Source organism: Hymenobacter daecheongensis DSM 21074, from assembly GCF_900141805.1.
Classification (GTDB): Bacteria; Bacteroidota; Bacteroidia; order Cytophagales; family Hymenobacteraceae; genus Hymenobacter; species Hymenobacter daecheongensis.
The window spans coordinates 16,389-31,992 of the sequence record NZ_FQYN01000010.1; the positions used below are offsets into that span (position 1 = coordinate 16,389).

Consider the following 15,604-nt stretch of genomic DNA (forward strand, 5'->3'; position numbering starts at 1 on the left):
GGTAGCCGGGCAGAAGTTATACTTTTTACGGACAAACTACTGCCCAATACCCGGATAAAGCTAGCGCACGGCTTGCGGCGAAAAAACTATATAGTGGGGCGCAAGCAAACTTTGCCTTTGAAAGCTGCCCGCAAACCGGCAACTTTCCTCCTGCACCCTTTCCCGCCCGCTCCTATGGAAACTCCCGCTACTTCGCCCGCGCTGTCCGTCACCATTCATCCCGATTCGGAGCAGGCCTCCGCCGCGGTGGCCCGTGGCATTGCGGCCCTCATCCGGCAGCGGGCCGCCGAGGGGCGCATGGCCGTGCTGGGGCTGGCCACGGGCTCATCGCCCACGCGGGTGTATGAGGAGCTGGTGCGCCTGCACCGCGAGGAGGGGCTGAGCTTCCAGAACGTGGTCAGCTTCAACCTCGATGAGTACTTTCCCATGGCTCCCGACTCGCTGCAGAGCTACGTGCGCTTCATGCGTGAGTACCTGTTCGACCACGTCGATATCCGGCCCGAAAACGTGCACATTCCCGACGGCACCCTCGCGCCGGAGCAGGTGGCCGAGTTTTGCCGGCAGTACGAGGGCCAGATTCAGGCAGCCGGCGGCATCGATCTGCAGCTGCTGGGCATCGGGCGCACCGGCCACATCGGCTTTAATGAGCCCGGCTCCGGGCCCCGGTCGCGCACCCGCCTGATTACGCTCGACCACATCACCCGCACCGATGCGGCCTCCGACTTCTACGGCGAGGAAAACGTGCCCCGCCGCGCTCTTACGATGGGCGTGGGCACCATTCTGGAGGCCCGCCACATTGTGCTGCTGGCCTGGGGCGAAGGCAAGGCCGCCGTGATAAAGCGCATGGTGGAGGGCGAGCCCAGCGACTCGGTGCCGGCTACCTATCTGCAGCAGCACCCGCACGTGGAAGTCGTGCTCGACGAGGCCGCCGGGGCCGAGCTGACGGCGCAGAAAACGCCCTGGCTGGCCGGCGTGCCCTGCCGCTGGACCGATGAGGCGCTGGTGCGCAAGGCCGTAACCTGGCTGGCCCGCCGCCTCGAAAAGCCCATCCTCAAGCTCACCGACACCGACTACAACGAAAACGGCCTGTCGGAGCTGCTGGCCGAATCGGGGCTGGCCTACACCATCAACATCAAGGTATTCAACCAGCTGCAGCACACCATCACGGGGTGGCCCGGCGGCAAGCCCGCGGCCGACGATACCTACCGGCCCGAGCGGGCCGCGCCGTTCCCCAAGCGCGTGCTCATCTTCTCGCCCCACCCCGACGACGACGTTATTTCGATGGGCGGCACGCTGCTGCGCCTCGTCGATCAGGGCCACGACGTGCACGTGGCCTACCAGACCTCGGGCAACATTGCCGTGTTCGATGATGAGACGATTCGCTTCGCCGAGTTCGTGGCCGACTACGACGCGGCGTTTCGCCTGGAGGAGCAGGCGGCGGAAACGCTCTACCAGCGCGTGGCCGATTTCCTCAAAAACAAAGCCCCCGGCCAGGTCGATTCGGAGGAGGTGCAGCAGATAAAAGGCCTGATTCGGCGCGGCGAGGCCAAGGCCGCCTGCCGCTACGCCGGCATCCCCGACGACCACGCCCACTTCATGGATCTGCCGTTTTATGAAACTGGCCGGGTGCGCAAAAAGCCGATTGGTGAGGAAGACATTCGCCTCACCATGGAGCTGCTCAACCAGATAAAGCCCCACCAGATCTACGCCGCCGGCGACCTTTCGGACCCGCACGGCACGCACCGCGTGTGCTTGGCGGCTATTTTCGAGGCCGTGCGCCGCCTGAAAGAAGCCAACACGGAATGGCTGCAGGACTGCTGGGTATGGCTCTACCGCGGGGCCTGGCAGGAGTGGGACGTGGATCAGATTGAAATGGCCGTGCCGCTCTCACCCGAGGAGTTGACCCGTAAGCGCCGCGCCATCTTCAAGCACCAGAGCCAGAAAGACCGCCCCCTTTTCCCCGGCGCCGATCAGCGCGAGTTCTGGCAGCGCAGCGAAGCCCGCAACCGCACCACCGCCAAGATTTACGATCAGCTGGGCTTGCCGGAATATGAGGGGATTGAGGCGTTTGTGAGGTGGATATTTTGAGGGTGCTGATGAGAGCAGAACGAAGCTCCCCTCCTCAGATGAGGAGGGGATGTTGCGCCGCAGGCGCAACGGGGGTGGTTGACCCGCGTGCTGAGGTTGTTTAGTTGTTTATCAGAACGTCATTCCGAGCTTGCCGAGGAATCTCGCGTGCTGACCTCAGATTGGTAATCTAACGAAGCGGTAGCACCACTTTGACTTCGCTCAGCATCACATTCTGATAAACAACTAAACAACCTCAGCACGCGGGTCAACCACCCCAGCGGCGGCTGCGCCGCCGCGTCCCCTCCTCATCTGAGGAGGGGAGCTTCGTTCTATCCACAACCTCACCGCCCCGCCCATGAACCCCTACGTTGCCCGCCTCTGCCAACTAGCCAGCCAGCCCAGCCGCCGCATCATCGGCCTGATGTCGGGCACTTCGCTCGATGGGCTGGATGTAGCCTTGTGCCGCCTCACGGGCCACGGGGCCGGCACGCGGCTGGCGCTGGAGCAGTTCCGCACCGTGCCTTACACTGACGCCACCCGCGCCCGCATCCGCACCGTGTTTGCCCGCGAGCAAGTGAGCCTCGAATACCTCACGCTGCTGAATCCCTGGCTGGGCAACCTGCACGCGGCGGCCATCCGGGAGTGCCTGCGCGAGTGGAACATAAATCCCGCCGACATCGACCTGGTAGCCAGCCACGGCCAGACCGTGTACCACGCCCCGCGCCACCAGCACCAGCGCCCCGATTTCGACCTGAACGCCACCCTGCAGCTCGGCGACGGCGACCATGTGGCCGTAGGCACCGGCATCATCACCCTCAGCGACTTTCGCCAGAAACACCTAGCCGGCGGCGGCGAAGGGGCTCCCCTGGCTGCCTACGGCGACTTTCTGCTGCTCAGCAGCCCCGATGAAGAGCGGCTCTTGCTCAACCTGGGCGGCATTGCCAACTTCACTTACCTGCCCCGCGCCGGCCAGGCCGCCCACACCGCCTTTAGCACCGATACCGGCCCCGGCAACACCCTGCTCGATGCCACCGTGCGCGCGCACCGCCCTGGGCTGCAGTACGACGAAGACGGCCGCCTGGCCCTGGCCGGCCGAGTACACGAGGGCCTGCTGGCGGCGCTGCTGGATCATCCGTTCTTTGCCGCGCCACTGCCCAAAACCACCGGCCCCGAGCTGTTCGGCGTTGCGTACCTGGCCGCGGCGCAGCAGCACAGCGCCACCACCGCGCTGGGCCTCGAAGACACGCTGGCCACGCTGGCCGAGCTGAGCGCCGTGGGCGTGGCGCGGGCCGTGCGGGCGGCTTTTGGCGGCCAGCCGTCCCCGGAGGCGGTGTATGTGAGTGGGGGCGGGGCGCACAATCCGGCGTTGCGGGCGGCTTTGCAGCGGCATTTGCCCGCCGCCCGCTTCGCCACCACCGAGGCGCTGGGCGTGCTGCCCGATGCCAAGGAAGCCATTCTGTTTGCGGTGCTGGCCAACGAGGCGGTAGCGAGCCAGCCGGTCGCCATCGGGCAGGGCCGGCAGCGCGTGCCGGCCGTCACGATGGGCAAGATTTCGTTTCCGGGGTGAGCGTTTTTGTAAGGGCTTAGCGGGCTATATCTGCTCAAGGAGTGGAACTACGCGTAATCCGGATGGCACACAAGCCGCGTAGCGGCGGCAGGTTTGTAGCATGAATGACAGCCGAATCAACAAGCCGCGTAGCGGTGACAGAAATGCCGGAACGACTCTGTCACCGCTACGCGGCTTTGGATTGCTTCACCCGCATTCTCTACAAAGCTGCCGCCGCTACGCGGCTTGTTGATTCGGCTGTCATTCGTGCTACTTCCATACGTTATGTACCGGGCGGTAAAAGATGTATTTATAAATACAATATATTATCAAAATTTTTATATAATTTAGTTTCGCTATCGGCTTAGGTTCTTGCTGGTTGTGCCCGTGCGCTGGCAGATACTGCTGGAAGTACTCCATTGTATCCGCCATCGGGCCACAGCCTGCTTTAGCCGGTAGGTGCATCACATTCTCCCACCTTTTTCTTCTTCGCTTATGATCCATTCATACTCTTGGCATGGCTTGCGAAGCCGTGCTTTGGGGCTGCTGGCCGTCGTGCTGTTGCTCGTGCTCAGCGGGCCGGTCATTGCCCAAAATATGCGCTACACGCTGCAAGGGCGCGTGCTGGATGCTAATGGCGCGGCTCTGCCCGGCGCTACCGTGCGGGTACTCAACACAGTAGTGGGAGCCACGTCCGGGGCCGATGGCCGCTTTTCGCTGGAAGCAGGGCTCGCGCCCGGCGCTTACCAGCTGGAGATATCCTCCATCGGCTACCGCGCCGTGCGCCGGCCCCTCACGCTGGGCACGGAAGCGGCTATAGCTGTGGGCGATGTGGCCCTGAGCGAAGACCAGCTAAAGCTGAACGAAGTGGTCGTAACGGGTACCTCCGTAGCCACCAGCAAGCGCCAGCTCGGCAATACCATTGCCACCGTGAGCGGCGACGAGCTGCGCACCACCGTGCCCACGCAGGTAGATCAGGCGCTGCAGGGCAAGTTTGCGGGCGTGCAGATCACCCAGAACTCCGGCAATCCGGCCGGGGGCATTTCGGTGCGTCTGCGCGGCCCCAGCACGGTGGCCGGCAGCTCCGAGCCGCTATATATTATTGATGGCGTGCTGGTAAACAGCGAGTCGCTGCAGCTGCTGGACCTGGGCGGCTACGCTCAGAGCCGGCTGGTCGATATCAGCCCCAACGACATCGACCGGATTGAGGTAATTAAGGGCGCGGCGGCGGCGGCCATCTACGGCTCGCGGGCCTCCAATGGCGTAGTGCAGATTTTTACGAAGCGCGGCCGCGAGGGTGTGCCGCAGGTCACGGTATCGTCGCAGTTTCTGGTGTCGCGGCTGCGCAAGAAGCTGGCGTATAACGAGGAGCCGTTTCGATTCACTACCATTGGCGGCACGGCCGCGGCCAATGCCGACCTGAGCAAGACCCCAGTAACGCGCTACGATTTGCAGGAGGATATTTTCCGCACGGCTGTGGGCACCGACGATTACGTGTCGGTGAGCGGGGGCACGGGCGGCACCAGGTATTTTGCCTCCGGCAACTACTTCCGCAACCAGGGCATCGTGCAGAATACCGACTTCAACCGCGGCGGCGGCCGGGTGCGCGTGCAGCAGACGCTGGGCTCGAAGGCCAGCGTGAGCGTGGGAGCCAACTACACGCTCAGCCGCAGCCACGAGCTACCCAACGGCGGCATCAACGAGGCCTACGGCGTGCTCACGGGCTTTATTTTCGCCAACAACTACATCAACCCCGAGCCCGACCCTGTAACCGGGCGCTACCCCAGCACGGCGGCCAACATCACCCGCACCAATCCGCTGGAGGCCATCAACCGCTTCGATTTTCAGCAGCGCACCTCCCGCTTTATCGGCGATGCCCAGCTCAACCTGACGCCCTTCGCCGGCTTCAGCGTGGACTATGTGCTGGGCTACGACGCCAGCACGCAGGTGGCGTCGGGCTTCATTCCCAGCGGCAGCACCGCACCCACTTTCACCACCGGCCTGGCCCGCCGCGCTGATGCTACCACGTTTTTGGTGAACAACGATCTGACCCTGAGCTACAAGCGCGATATAAGCGAGAAGCTGGCCAGTACGACCACCGTGGGCGGCACCCTCCAGTTTCTGCAGAGCTTCAGCACCGGTGTGCAATCCATTGGCCTCTCGCCAGGCATCGTAACCACGGCCACGGGCACGCTGGGGCCGTCGGGCGAAGACCGCAGTGAGCGAACCATCCGCGGCGCGTTTGTGCAGCAGACGTTCGGGCTGCTGAACCGCTTTTTCCTGACCGGTGCCCTGCGCGTAGATGCGGCCTCAATCTATGGCAGCAGCGTGCGCACGCAGCGGTACAAAAAGGCCAGCCTGTCGTATGTGCTGTCGGAGGAGGAGTTCTGGAAAAATGGCTCCCTGAACCGGTTGGCCCCCCAGTTTAAGCTGCGCGCCTCTTATGGCGAGGCCGGTAACCTGACCGCCATTCTGCCTTATCAGCGCCTCAACAACTACGACCCCGTGGTGCTGGGCAGCCTGCCGGGGCTGGCCCCCGCTACGCTGCAGGGCAACAACCGGCTGGGCCCCGAGCGCCAGCGCGAAATAGAAGCGGGCATCGATGCGGGCTTCCTGAACGACCGGCTGGGCCTGGAATTTTCGGTGTATGACAAGAAGGTGACGGACCTGCTGCTGCGCCGCGACCTGGCCCTCAGCTCGGGCTACCTCTCCCGCTTCGACAACATCGGCAACATGCGCAACCGGGGCGTGGAGCTGCTAGTGCGCGGCACGCCGGTGCAAACCGCCGCCGTGCGCTGGAACGTCATTGCCACCTTCTCGCACAATACCAACCGCATCACCAATATTCCGAACGGGCTGGTCACGTTTCCCAACGGCTTTGGGCTGGTGGCGGCGGTGGAAGGCCGGCCGCTGGGCACGTATTATGGTACCTACTCAGCCCGCAACCCCGATGGCTCGCTGCTGCTCACACCCGGCGGCCTGCCCCAGCGCGAGCGGGGCATTCAGGGCACGTTCGGGGCCGACAACACGCCCCAGCGCGGCGCCGATGGCCAACCCTCGGGCACGCTGCTCAATGGCGTGCTCGGCGACCCCAACCCGCGCTACGTGGCCTCGCTCATCAACGAAGTGGCCCTGCTCGACAACCGCCTCCAGCTGCGCCTGCAGTTCGATACCCAGCAGGATTTTTCGGTTTTCAACTTCACCCAGCGCGTGGGCTCGCGCGAAACATTCGGCGGCCTGCAGATTTACGAAGCCGAGCTGCGCGGCGAAAAGCCCAAAGGCACCAGCGTGGCCGAGTACGTCACGTTCGATAAATGGGTGCAGGATGGCTCTTTCGTGAAGCTGCGCGAAGCCTCGTTGAGCTACCTGCTGCGGCCCAAGTTCCTGGGGCTACGCGATGTGCGCTTCTCGCTGGCGGGTCGCAATCTGCTGGTCTTCACCGACTACCAGGGCTACGACCCCGAGGTAAATGCCGCCGGTCAGAGCAACGCCGTGCGCGGCTTCGACTTCGTGGAAGTGCCCATTCCGCGCTCGGGCTCGGTGGGCTTCACGGCCAACTTCTAGCGGGCCGCTTCTTCAACTTTCAGCCGTAGAACGATATGAGCATCCCTGTTTTTTTTCGTTTCCTTTTGCGCCCCTGGGCCGCCGTGCTGCTGGCCGGCACCCTCAGCCTCGCCGCCTGCGACCTCGACCTGGCCAACCCCAACGCCGCCACCGACCTGCAGACGCTGACCACCCGCGAGGGTGTGCTCGGCCTTAGCCTGGGCCTGCGCCAGCTTTATTCCACCTCCGCCCTGGAGCCGATTATCATCACCACCGGCACCACCGCCCGCGAGCTGAAGGGTGTGACGACGTTTTTCAATGTGATTGAGCTGGAGCAGGGCGGGGCGCAGCTCTCGCCCAGCAATGCCAACACCACGGCCCTGTTTGCCCGCAATTACCGCGTGGCCAACGTCGCCGATCAGCTCATTGCTGCCGCGCCCACCGTGCTGGCCACCGATGCGGCCACCCGCAGTGGCGTGTTGGCCCATGCCTACCTGTTCAAGGCCGCCGCGCTGGGGGCCGTGGCATCCGGCTTCGAGCAGGGGCCCCTTTCGGCTAACCCCAACGGCAACGGCACCACGCCCTTCGTGAGCCGGGCGCAGCTGCTGGCCGAAGCCGTGCGCCTGCTCGATCTGGCCGCCGCAGAGCTGGCCGCCAATGCGCCCTCCACTGAGTTCAATACGCAGGTGCTGGGCGCGGCTTTCAATTTGCCCAACACTGTGCAGGCTTACCGGGCCCGCTTCAACCTGCGTGCCGGTAACTACGCCGCCGCCCTGGCCGCCGCCAACCTGGTCACGCTGAGCGTGCGCTCGGCTTTCACCTACTCGGCCCAAAACCCGAATCCGGTGTTTACGGCCGCCACGCAGGTAGGCAACTTCAAGCCCCGCGACCTGTTTGGGCTGCCAGCAGGCTTGGTCGAAACCGGCGACGGCCGGCTGAATTTCTACCTCACCGGCCCCGTAGTAATAGACCGCAACAACGGCGGCCCCGACAACCTGCGCACGCTGGCCGGCTTTTTTACATCCCAAACCAGCGACATTCCGGCCTACCTGCCCGATGAGATGCGCCTGATTCGGGCGGAAGCCAACCTGCGCGCCGCCGCCCCCGACCTGCCCGCCGCCCTAACCGACATCAACGCCGTGCGCACCCAGGCCAGCGGCGACCCATTCGGCGTGCACGCCAATCTGCCCGCGTATTCGGGCCCGCTGACGGTAGAGGCCTTGCTGCTGGAAGTGTACAAGCAGCGCAGCGCCGAGCTGTATCTGAGCGGCCAGCGCCTGGAAGACAGCCGCCGCTTCAATCGGCCTGCGCCGCCCGCCAGCCTCACGGAGCGCACCCGCAACGCCTATCCGTATCCGCAGCAGGAGCGCGTGAACAACCCCAGCACGCCGGCTGACCCGGCTATTTAGACTTGCTGAATAGTGAGGGCAGTACGTGGCTGTTGTGCTGATATATGCAATAGTAACTGTCATGCTGAGCGAAGTCGAAGCATCTCTCCCGCTTCGTCCGGCTCCCCTCTCTTTTGGAGAGGGGTCGGGGGTGAGGTTTCAACGAAGCGGCAGAGATGCTTCGACTTCGCTCAGCATGACAATACCGTTATTTTGGGATACCAGCCAAATAACGACCTTAGCGGCGCACCCAACCTGCCCTGCCCACGCCATGCAAACCACCACCCAGGCCGCCTTCGACACCACCGGCGCCGCGCCGCTGGCCGAAGCTTCCCAGCCCGGCCGCCTCATCAGCCTCGATGTGTTCCGCGGCCTCACCGTGGCCGCCATGATTCTGGTGAACAACCCCGGCGACTGGGGCCACATCTACGCGCCGCTGGAGCACGCCGAGTGGCACGGCTGCACGCCCACCGACCTGATTTTTCCCTTCTTCCTGTTCATTGTGGGCGTGAGCATCGTGTACGCGCTGGCCTCGGCGAAGCGCGACCGGGCGCGGCATCCGCAACTGCTGCTGCGCATTGTGCGTCGCTCGGCCATCCTGTTTGGGTTGGGCTTATTCGGAGCCTTTTTTCTGCAGTGGGATTTGAGCACGGTGCGCATTCCGGGCGTGCTGGCGCGCATTTCGTGGGTGTTTCTGGTCTGCGGAATCATCTTTCTGAAAACCGGCTGGCGCACCCAGGCCGCGCTGCTGGCCGGCACGCTGGTGCTCTACAGCGTGCTGATGCAGCTGGTGCCGGTGCCCGGCTTTGGCCCCGCCAACCTGGAGGCCGCCACCAACCTCGGGGCCTGGCTCGACCGGCTCGTGTTCAGCGAAAACCACCTCTGGAAGCAAAGCAAAACCTGGGACCCCGAGGGCCTGCTGGGCACGCTGCCCGCCATCGGCACTGGTTTGCTGGGCCTGCTAACGGGCCAGTGGCTGCGCCGCCCCGGCCCCGATGCGGCCACCAAAACCGTGTGGCTGCTGCTGGCCGGCGGCGCGGCCATCGTGCTCGGCCTCATCTGGAATCCATGGTTTCCGATCAATAAAAGCCTGTGGACCAGCTCCTACGTGCTCTACACCGGCGGCCTGGCCATAGTCGGGCTGGCGGCCCTCTACTGGCTCTGCGACGTGCAGGGCTACCGCCGCTGGACCAAGCCCTTTCTGGTGTACGGCGTGAATGCCATCACCGTGTTTTTCCTCTCCGGCCTGGTGGCCCGCGGCCTCAATACCTGGAAAATCCCCTTCCGCGGCAAAGAAGCCGTGAGCATGAAGCAGGTGCTCTACGAAACCCTGTTCGCCCCCTGGTTCTCCGACCCGCGCAATGCCTCGCTGGCCGGCGCGCTGGCCTGCGTACTCATCTGGTTGGGCGTGCTCTGGGTTATGTACCGGAAAGGCGTGATTATTAAAGTTTAGATTTCACGCAGTGTCTCGCGGTGGGTGGCGCAGTGGTTCGCAGTGAACGACCACCCCGAACCACTGCGCCACCCACCGCGAGACACTGGGTGCAATAAACGCTAGAAAATATAGTCGGCGAAGTCTTGGCGGAGCTTGGTTTTGAGCAGCTTGCCGGTGGCGGTGTGAGGCAACTCATCCACGAACTCCACGGCTTCCGGCGTCCACCAGCGGGCTACTTTGCCTTCAAAATACGCCAGCAATTCCTCCTTGCTAACCTCGAAACCGGCTTTGCGAACTACCACCAGCAAGGGCCGCTCGCTCCACTTCGGGTGCGCCACGCCAATCACGGCGGCCTCGGCCACGCTGGGGTGCCCCACGGCTAGGTTCTCCAGCTCGATGCTGGAAATCCACTCGCCGCCCGACTTGATAACGTCCTTCGAGCGGTCGGTGATTTTCATGAAGCCCGCCGGGTCGATGGTAGCTACGTCGCCGGTGCGGAACCAGCCGTCGGCGGTCAGCTCGCCGGGGTGGGGGCTGCGGAAATAGTCGCGCACGATGAAGGGGCCGCGCACCAGCAAATCGCCGAAGGCCACGCCGTCGTGGGGCAATTCGCGACCCTCGTCGTCTACTATCTTCATATCGACGCCGAAAATAGTGCGGCCCTGCTTGGTCTGGATGGCAAACTGCTCATCAGCCGAGAGGCGCAGTTGCTGGCTTTTGAGCGTGTTCACGGTGCCCAGCGGGCTGGTTTCCGTCATGCCCCAGGCGTGGCGGATCTGCACGCCCAGCTCCTCATCGAAGGCCTTGAGCAGGGCCGGCGGGCACGAGGCGCCGCCCACAATCATCTTGTGCAGGGTGCTGAAACGGGTCTTTTTCTCGCGCATAAACGTGAGCAGCCCGAACCAGATAGTGGGCACGCCAGCCGAAAACGTCACTTTCTCGTTCTCAAACAGCTCAAACAGGCTGGCCGCATCCAGCCCTGGCCCCGGCAGCACCAGCTTGCAGCCAATCATGGGGGCCAGGTACGGAATGCCCCAGGCATTGACGTGGAACATGGGCACCACGGGCAAAATCACGTCGCGGGCGGAGCAGTCGAAGCAGTCGGGCAGGGCGGCGGCGTAGCTGTGCAGCAGCGTGGAGCGGTGCGAGTAGAGCACGCCCTTGGGCTGATCGGTGGTGCCGGATGTGTAGCAGAGTGAGGAGGCCGTGTTTTCGTCGAAATACGGCCACTCGAACTCGGCACTGTGGGCGGCCAGCAGGTCTTCGTAGCAGCGAATATCGGGCAGGGCGCTGGTTTCGGGCATGTGGGCGCGGTCAGTCAGCAAGATCCAGGCTTCCACTTTGGGGCAATGCGGGGCCAGCTTTTCGGCCAGCGGCAGGAAGGTGATGTCGAAGAAGATGAAGCGGTCTTCGGCGTGGTTGATGATGTAGATGAGCTGCTCGGCAAACAGGCGCGGGTTGATGGTGTGGCACACCGCGCCAATGCCCGAAATGCCGTAGTACAGCTCAAAATGCCGGTGCGTATTCCACGCCAGCGTCCCGATCCGGTCGCCGTTCTGGATGGTCAGCGCCGTGAGGGCATTAGCCAGCTGCTTGGCCCGCTGGTGCGCCTGCTGATACGTGTAGCGGTGCACGCCGCCCTCCGCCAGCCGCGACACGATTTCGGTTTCGCCATGCCACTTGGCGGCGTGTTCCAGCAGCCCGGCAATGCGCAGGGGCTCATTCATCATTAATCCTAGCATGGCGTGGTGGGGTTTGGTGGTTTAAGCTAGGAAAATTTCACGCAGTGTCTCGGGGTGGAATATCGCAGGGTATCGCAGTGTCGTTCTTACAGGCCGTTTACCAGGCGGTGCATGTGCTCTTTTAGGTGAGCTACATTAAAATTGATGAGCTGCCCCAGTTTCAAGCCGGAAAGCTTTAGGTAGGTCAGTAACTGCTTGAAATGTACTTCCTGTAGGGTTTCAACTGATTTTATCTCGACAATTACTTTGCCGGCAACCAGCAAATCAAGTCGGAAGCCGGCTTCCATCTGAATGCCCGCATACACCATAGGCAAGGGCACTTGAGTTTGCACGAGCAACCCAGCTTGGCGAAGTTCATAAGCCAACGCCACCTCATAAACCGATTCGAGTAATCCCGGCCCCAAAGCGCTATGCACCTTAAAAGCAGCCTTTCTTACCTCAAACGAAATATCATTTTCATGCATAAAGAATAGAAATCAGAACGACACTGCGATACCCTGCGATATTCCACCCCGAGACACTGCGTGAAAAATCATTCCTCCACACTCGTCTCCACCGCCTGCTTCTGCACCTTTCGCACACTTTCCAGCGCCACCTGCAGCACCCCGGTCCGCACGTTCAGCTCCGAAATCTTATTGTTGCGGCGCGAGGGATTCACGCGGTTGGTCAGCACAATGCAGATCAGGTCTTCCTTGGGGTCGACCCAGAAGTAGGTGCCGGTGAAGCCGGTGTGGCCGTAGCTCTGCGGGGAGGCACTTTTGGCGGAGTTGACGGCCGGGTTCAAGGCCGGGCGGTCGAAGCCCAGAGCGCGGCGGTTGTCGGGGCAGAACTGGCAGCGCGTGTATTCCTGCAGGGTTTCGGCTTTGAGTAATTGCTGGCCGCCGTAGCTGCCATTCCAGGCATAGAGCTGCACCAGCTTGGCCAGGTCGTTGGCATTGCCAAACAGGCCCGCGTGGCCGGAAAGGCCGCCCAGCAGGGCCGCGCCCTCATCATCGACGGTGCCGTGGAGCAGGCTGCGCCGGAACAGCGAATCGTACTCGGTGGGGGCAATGCGGCTGAGCGGGAAGCGGCGCGTGGGGTTGAAGCTCAGCGTGGTAGCGCCCAGCGGCCGGTAAAATTCGTCGGTCACGAAGCGGTCCAGCGACTTGCCGGAGGCACGTTTCACGAATTGCGGATACATGATGAACGACAGGTCGGAGTACACGTAGCCGGGCTTTTCGTTCAGCGGCGACTCGGCAATGGCCTTCGTGATGCGCTGCGGGAAGTCTTTGCGCGCCCAGAGCCGGGTGGCGGCCCGGAAGGGGAAGCGGGCCGAAGAGTCGGGGCGGAAAAAGCGGCGGCTCAGCTCCGTGGGCCGGTTCAGGGGCACGTCTTTGGCGGCCGGGCTCTTGCTGATAACCCAGTTGAAAAAGCCTTTGGGCTTGGTGTAGTCGCGCCAGAATGGAATCCAGGCTTTCAGGCGGGCCTGGTGGGCCAGCACGTCGCGCAGCTTCAGATCCTGCTTGTTGGTGCCTTTGAACTCGGGAAACAGTTGGCCCAGCGTCATATCCGGGTTGAATTTGCCCTCGTCCTGCAGCTTCATCAGGGCGGGCAGGGCGGCGGAGGTTTTCGTTACGGAGGCCAGATCGTAGAGGTCGGTGTTGCGCACGGCGCGGCTGGCGCGGCCGGCCTGGGCGGGCGCATCGTGGAAGGTGTGCGTGCCGTAGCTTTTGCGCAGCACCACCGTGCCGCGCCGCGCGATGAGTACCTCGCCGCCGGGGAAAGCGCGGGCCGCCAGCGCGCCGTTCATAATAGAATCGACGCGGGCTTCGAGGTTGGGGCTCATTTCCACGTCTTCGGGGAAGCCGTAGCGCAGGCGCAGGCCGCCTTTGGTGGTCAGGCCGTAGCCGCGGGCGTACTTATCGGTGACCGTAACGGGCAGCTGGCCGCTGGCTCCGAGGCCGCCGAAAATCACCTCGGCGGCATTTTCCTGGGCGTTTCGGCTTTCCTGATAAGCCAGAACCACCGCGTCGGCGCGGTCCAGGTCGCGGATTTTGGCCACGGCATAGGCATTGCCGAACACGCTGACGACGACGCGCTGCTTGGGGCCGGTCAGCTCGCGCAGCAGCAGGTTGGTTTCGGGAGTGATGCCGAAGCTGGTGGCGGGCAGGCGGCCCAGGTTGTTGACGCCCACCAGCACCGTGTTGTAGCGTTTCAGCGTCTCGCGCATTTGCGTCAGCTCATCCAGCGTGGCGGTGGCGGCCAGCCAGTAGTTGTCGGCGGGGGCGTAGTCGGCCACGGTGCGCTGGAAATCGGTGGTGTCGCGGGTGCCGATGGTGAGCGTGGCCAGGCGCAGCGTGTCGAGGCGCTGGAGCGGCAGCAGACTGCGCTGGTTGCGCAGCAGCGTCACGCTCAGCTCCGAGAGGCGGTGGCTCAGGGCCTGGGCGTGGGAGGTATTGAGGTCGGCGGTGAGGTTTTTGAGATTAATAGGCTGGTACTTATGCAGGCCGGCCCACTGCTTCAGCGCCAGTACTTTGCGGCAGCGGCGGTCAATTTCTTCCTGCGAAATCTGACCCTGGTTGATGGCGTCGCGGATCATTTTCAGCGCCAGCGGAATGTTTTTGCTGAACTCCAGTACGTCGTTGCCGGCCAGCAGTGCCCGCAGGTCGGCATCGCCGGGCGGGTACTTGCTGATGACGCCCTTCATGTTCATGGCATCGGTGAAAATGACGCCCTGAAAGCCCATTTTCTGCTTCAGCAAGCCCGTAATGATAGGTTTGGACAGCGTGGAGGGCAGGCCGGTGGTGTCCAGCGCCGGAATGTTGAGGTGGGCCACCATCATGCCGCCCAGGCCGCGCCGCATCAGGTCGCGGAACGGGAACAGCTCCAGCGTGTCAAGGCGGCGGCGGTCGATGCGCAGCAGGGGCAGGGCCAGGTGCGAGTCGGTGTCGGTGTCGCCGTGGCCGGGGAAGTGCTTGGCCACGGCCAGAATGCCGTTATCCTGCATTCCCTTCATGTAGAGGTAGCTTTTCTCGGTCACGTTTTCGCGGTTTTCGCCCCAGCTGCGGAAGCCGATGACGGGGTTGGCGGCGTTGTTGTTCACATCCACCACCGGCGCGAAATTGACGTGCATGCCCAGCCGCTTGAACTGCGCGGCCACTTCCTCGCCCATATCATACACCAATTGGTTGTCGCGCAGGCCGCCCAGGCTCATCTGAAACGGGAAGCGCTGCACGCTGTCGAGGCGCATGCCCACGCCCCATTCGGCATCCATGGCTACCAGCAGCGGCACTCTGGCCTGGCTCTGATAGCGGTTCAGCAGCTTGCTCTGGCGCACCGGCCCGCCCTGAAAAAAGATGAGCCCGCCGATGCCATACTGCTGAATCAGGGCCGAAACCGAGTCCTCATCCACGCGGGTGCGGTTGGAATACGCGGCCACCATAAACAGCTGGGCCACGCGCTGGTCGGGCGTGAGCGTGCGCATCACCGAATCGACCCAGCGCGAACCGGCCATTTGCGCGGCGAAGGGCACCGGCAGATTGCCGCGCAGGCGGGCTGCTTTTGCTGCCGGAGCCACGGGCGGGGCCGGGGCAGCGGCGGCGGCCGGAGTGGCCGGGGCCGGGCGGGCGTTGGCCCGCAGCCGGGCGCGTTGGCGGGCCTGAGCTTCCTGATAATCCGCTATTTCCTGCCGCCGCCGAGCCGCATGCTTCGCGGCGGCGCTGCTTTTTTTGCCGCGCTGGGCGCTGGTCTGGGCGGTTTTCTTCCGGGCGGAAGATTTTTTGCGGCGCTGGGCGGCCAGGTCGGCGGGGCTCAGCAGCACCAGCAGCAGCCACAGAAAGGGAAGGAGGCGTGAATAGCGCAAGATGGGTAGCGGATGGGGTGAGGCGGCTAATTTAGCGGA

The 15,604-nt window shown here is 63.6% G+C and carries 8 protein-coding genes; 5 read left to right on the forward strand and 3 right to left on the reverse strand.

All coding sequences use genetic code 11. From position 1 onward, the window contains the following. Positions 1-174 precede the first annotated feature (174 nt). The 5 genes from nagB (at position 175) to BUB62_RS16860 (ending at position 10,000) form a co-directional block, all read left to right on the forward strand. Positions 175-2,088 carry a glucosamine-6-phosphate deaminase gene (nagB, locus tag BUB62_RS16840; protein WP_073112149.1) on the forward strand — a complete coding sequence of 638 codons (1,914 nt, stop codon included), beginning with the start codon at positions 175-177 and terminating at the stop codon, positions 2,086-2,088. 337 nt (positions 2,089-2,425) lie between these two features. Next, a complete protein-coding gene (locus BUB62_RS16845; RefSeq protein WP_073112151.1) occupies positions 2,426-3,637 on the forward strand; it encodes an anhydro-N-acetylmuramic acid kinase in 1,212 nt (403 codons plus the stop codon). 501 nt (positions 3,638-4,138) lie between these two features. After that, positions 4,139-7,180 (forward strand): SusC/RagA family TonB-linked outer membrane protein, encoded by a 3,042-nt coding sequence (locus tag BUB62_RS16850; protein WP_234988806.1) that lies wholly within the window; start codon positions 4,139-4,141, stop codon positions 7,178-7,180. Positions 7,181-7,215: 35 nt separating this feature from the next. Then, positions 7,216-8,568, forward strand: coding sequence for a RagB/SusD family nutrient uptake outer membrane protein (locus BUB62_RS16855; RefSeq protein ID WP_073112155.1), 1,353 nt, complete (start codon positions 7,216-7,218; stop codon positions 8,566-8,568). A 250-nt stretch (positions 8,569-8,818) separates the two neighbouring features. Beyond that, positions 8,819-10,000, forward strand: coding sequence for an acyltransferase family protein (locus tag BUB62_RS16860; RefSeq protein WP_073112157.1), 1,182 nt, complete (start codon positions 8,819-8,821; stop codon positions 9,998-10,000). Between the two features lie 101 nt (positions 10,001-10,101). On the opposite strand, the gene BUB62_RS16865 is transcribed toward BUB62_RS16860, so the two are convergent. The 3 genes from BUB62_RS16865 to BUB62_RS16875 all read right to left on the reverse strand — a co-directional run bounded on the left by BUB62_RS16865 (position 10,102) and on the right by BUB62_RS16875 (position 15,565). After that, positions 10,102-11,724: a 3-(methylthio)propionyl-CoA ligase gene (locus BUB62_RS16865; RefSeq protein WP_073112159.1), complete on the reverse strand. Its 1,623-nt coding sequence runs from the start codon at positions 11,722-11,724 to the stop codon at positions 10,102-10,104. 86 nt (positions 11,725-11,810) lie between these two features. Then, entirely contained in the window at positions 11,811-12,188 is a 378-nt protein-coding gene (locus BUB62_RS16870; RefSeq protein ID WP_073112161.1) for a GxxExxY protein, read from the reverse strand. 68 nt (positions 12,189-12,256) lie between these two features. Then, entirely contained in the window at positions 12,257-15,565 is a 3,309-nt protein-coding gene (locus BUB62_RS16875; RefSeq protein ID WP_234988808.1) for a serine hydrolase domain-containing protein, read from the reverse strand. Between the last annotated feature and the right edge of the window lie 39 nt (positions 15,566-15,604).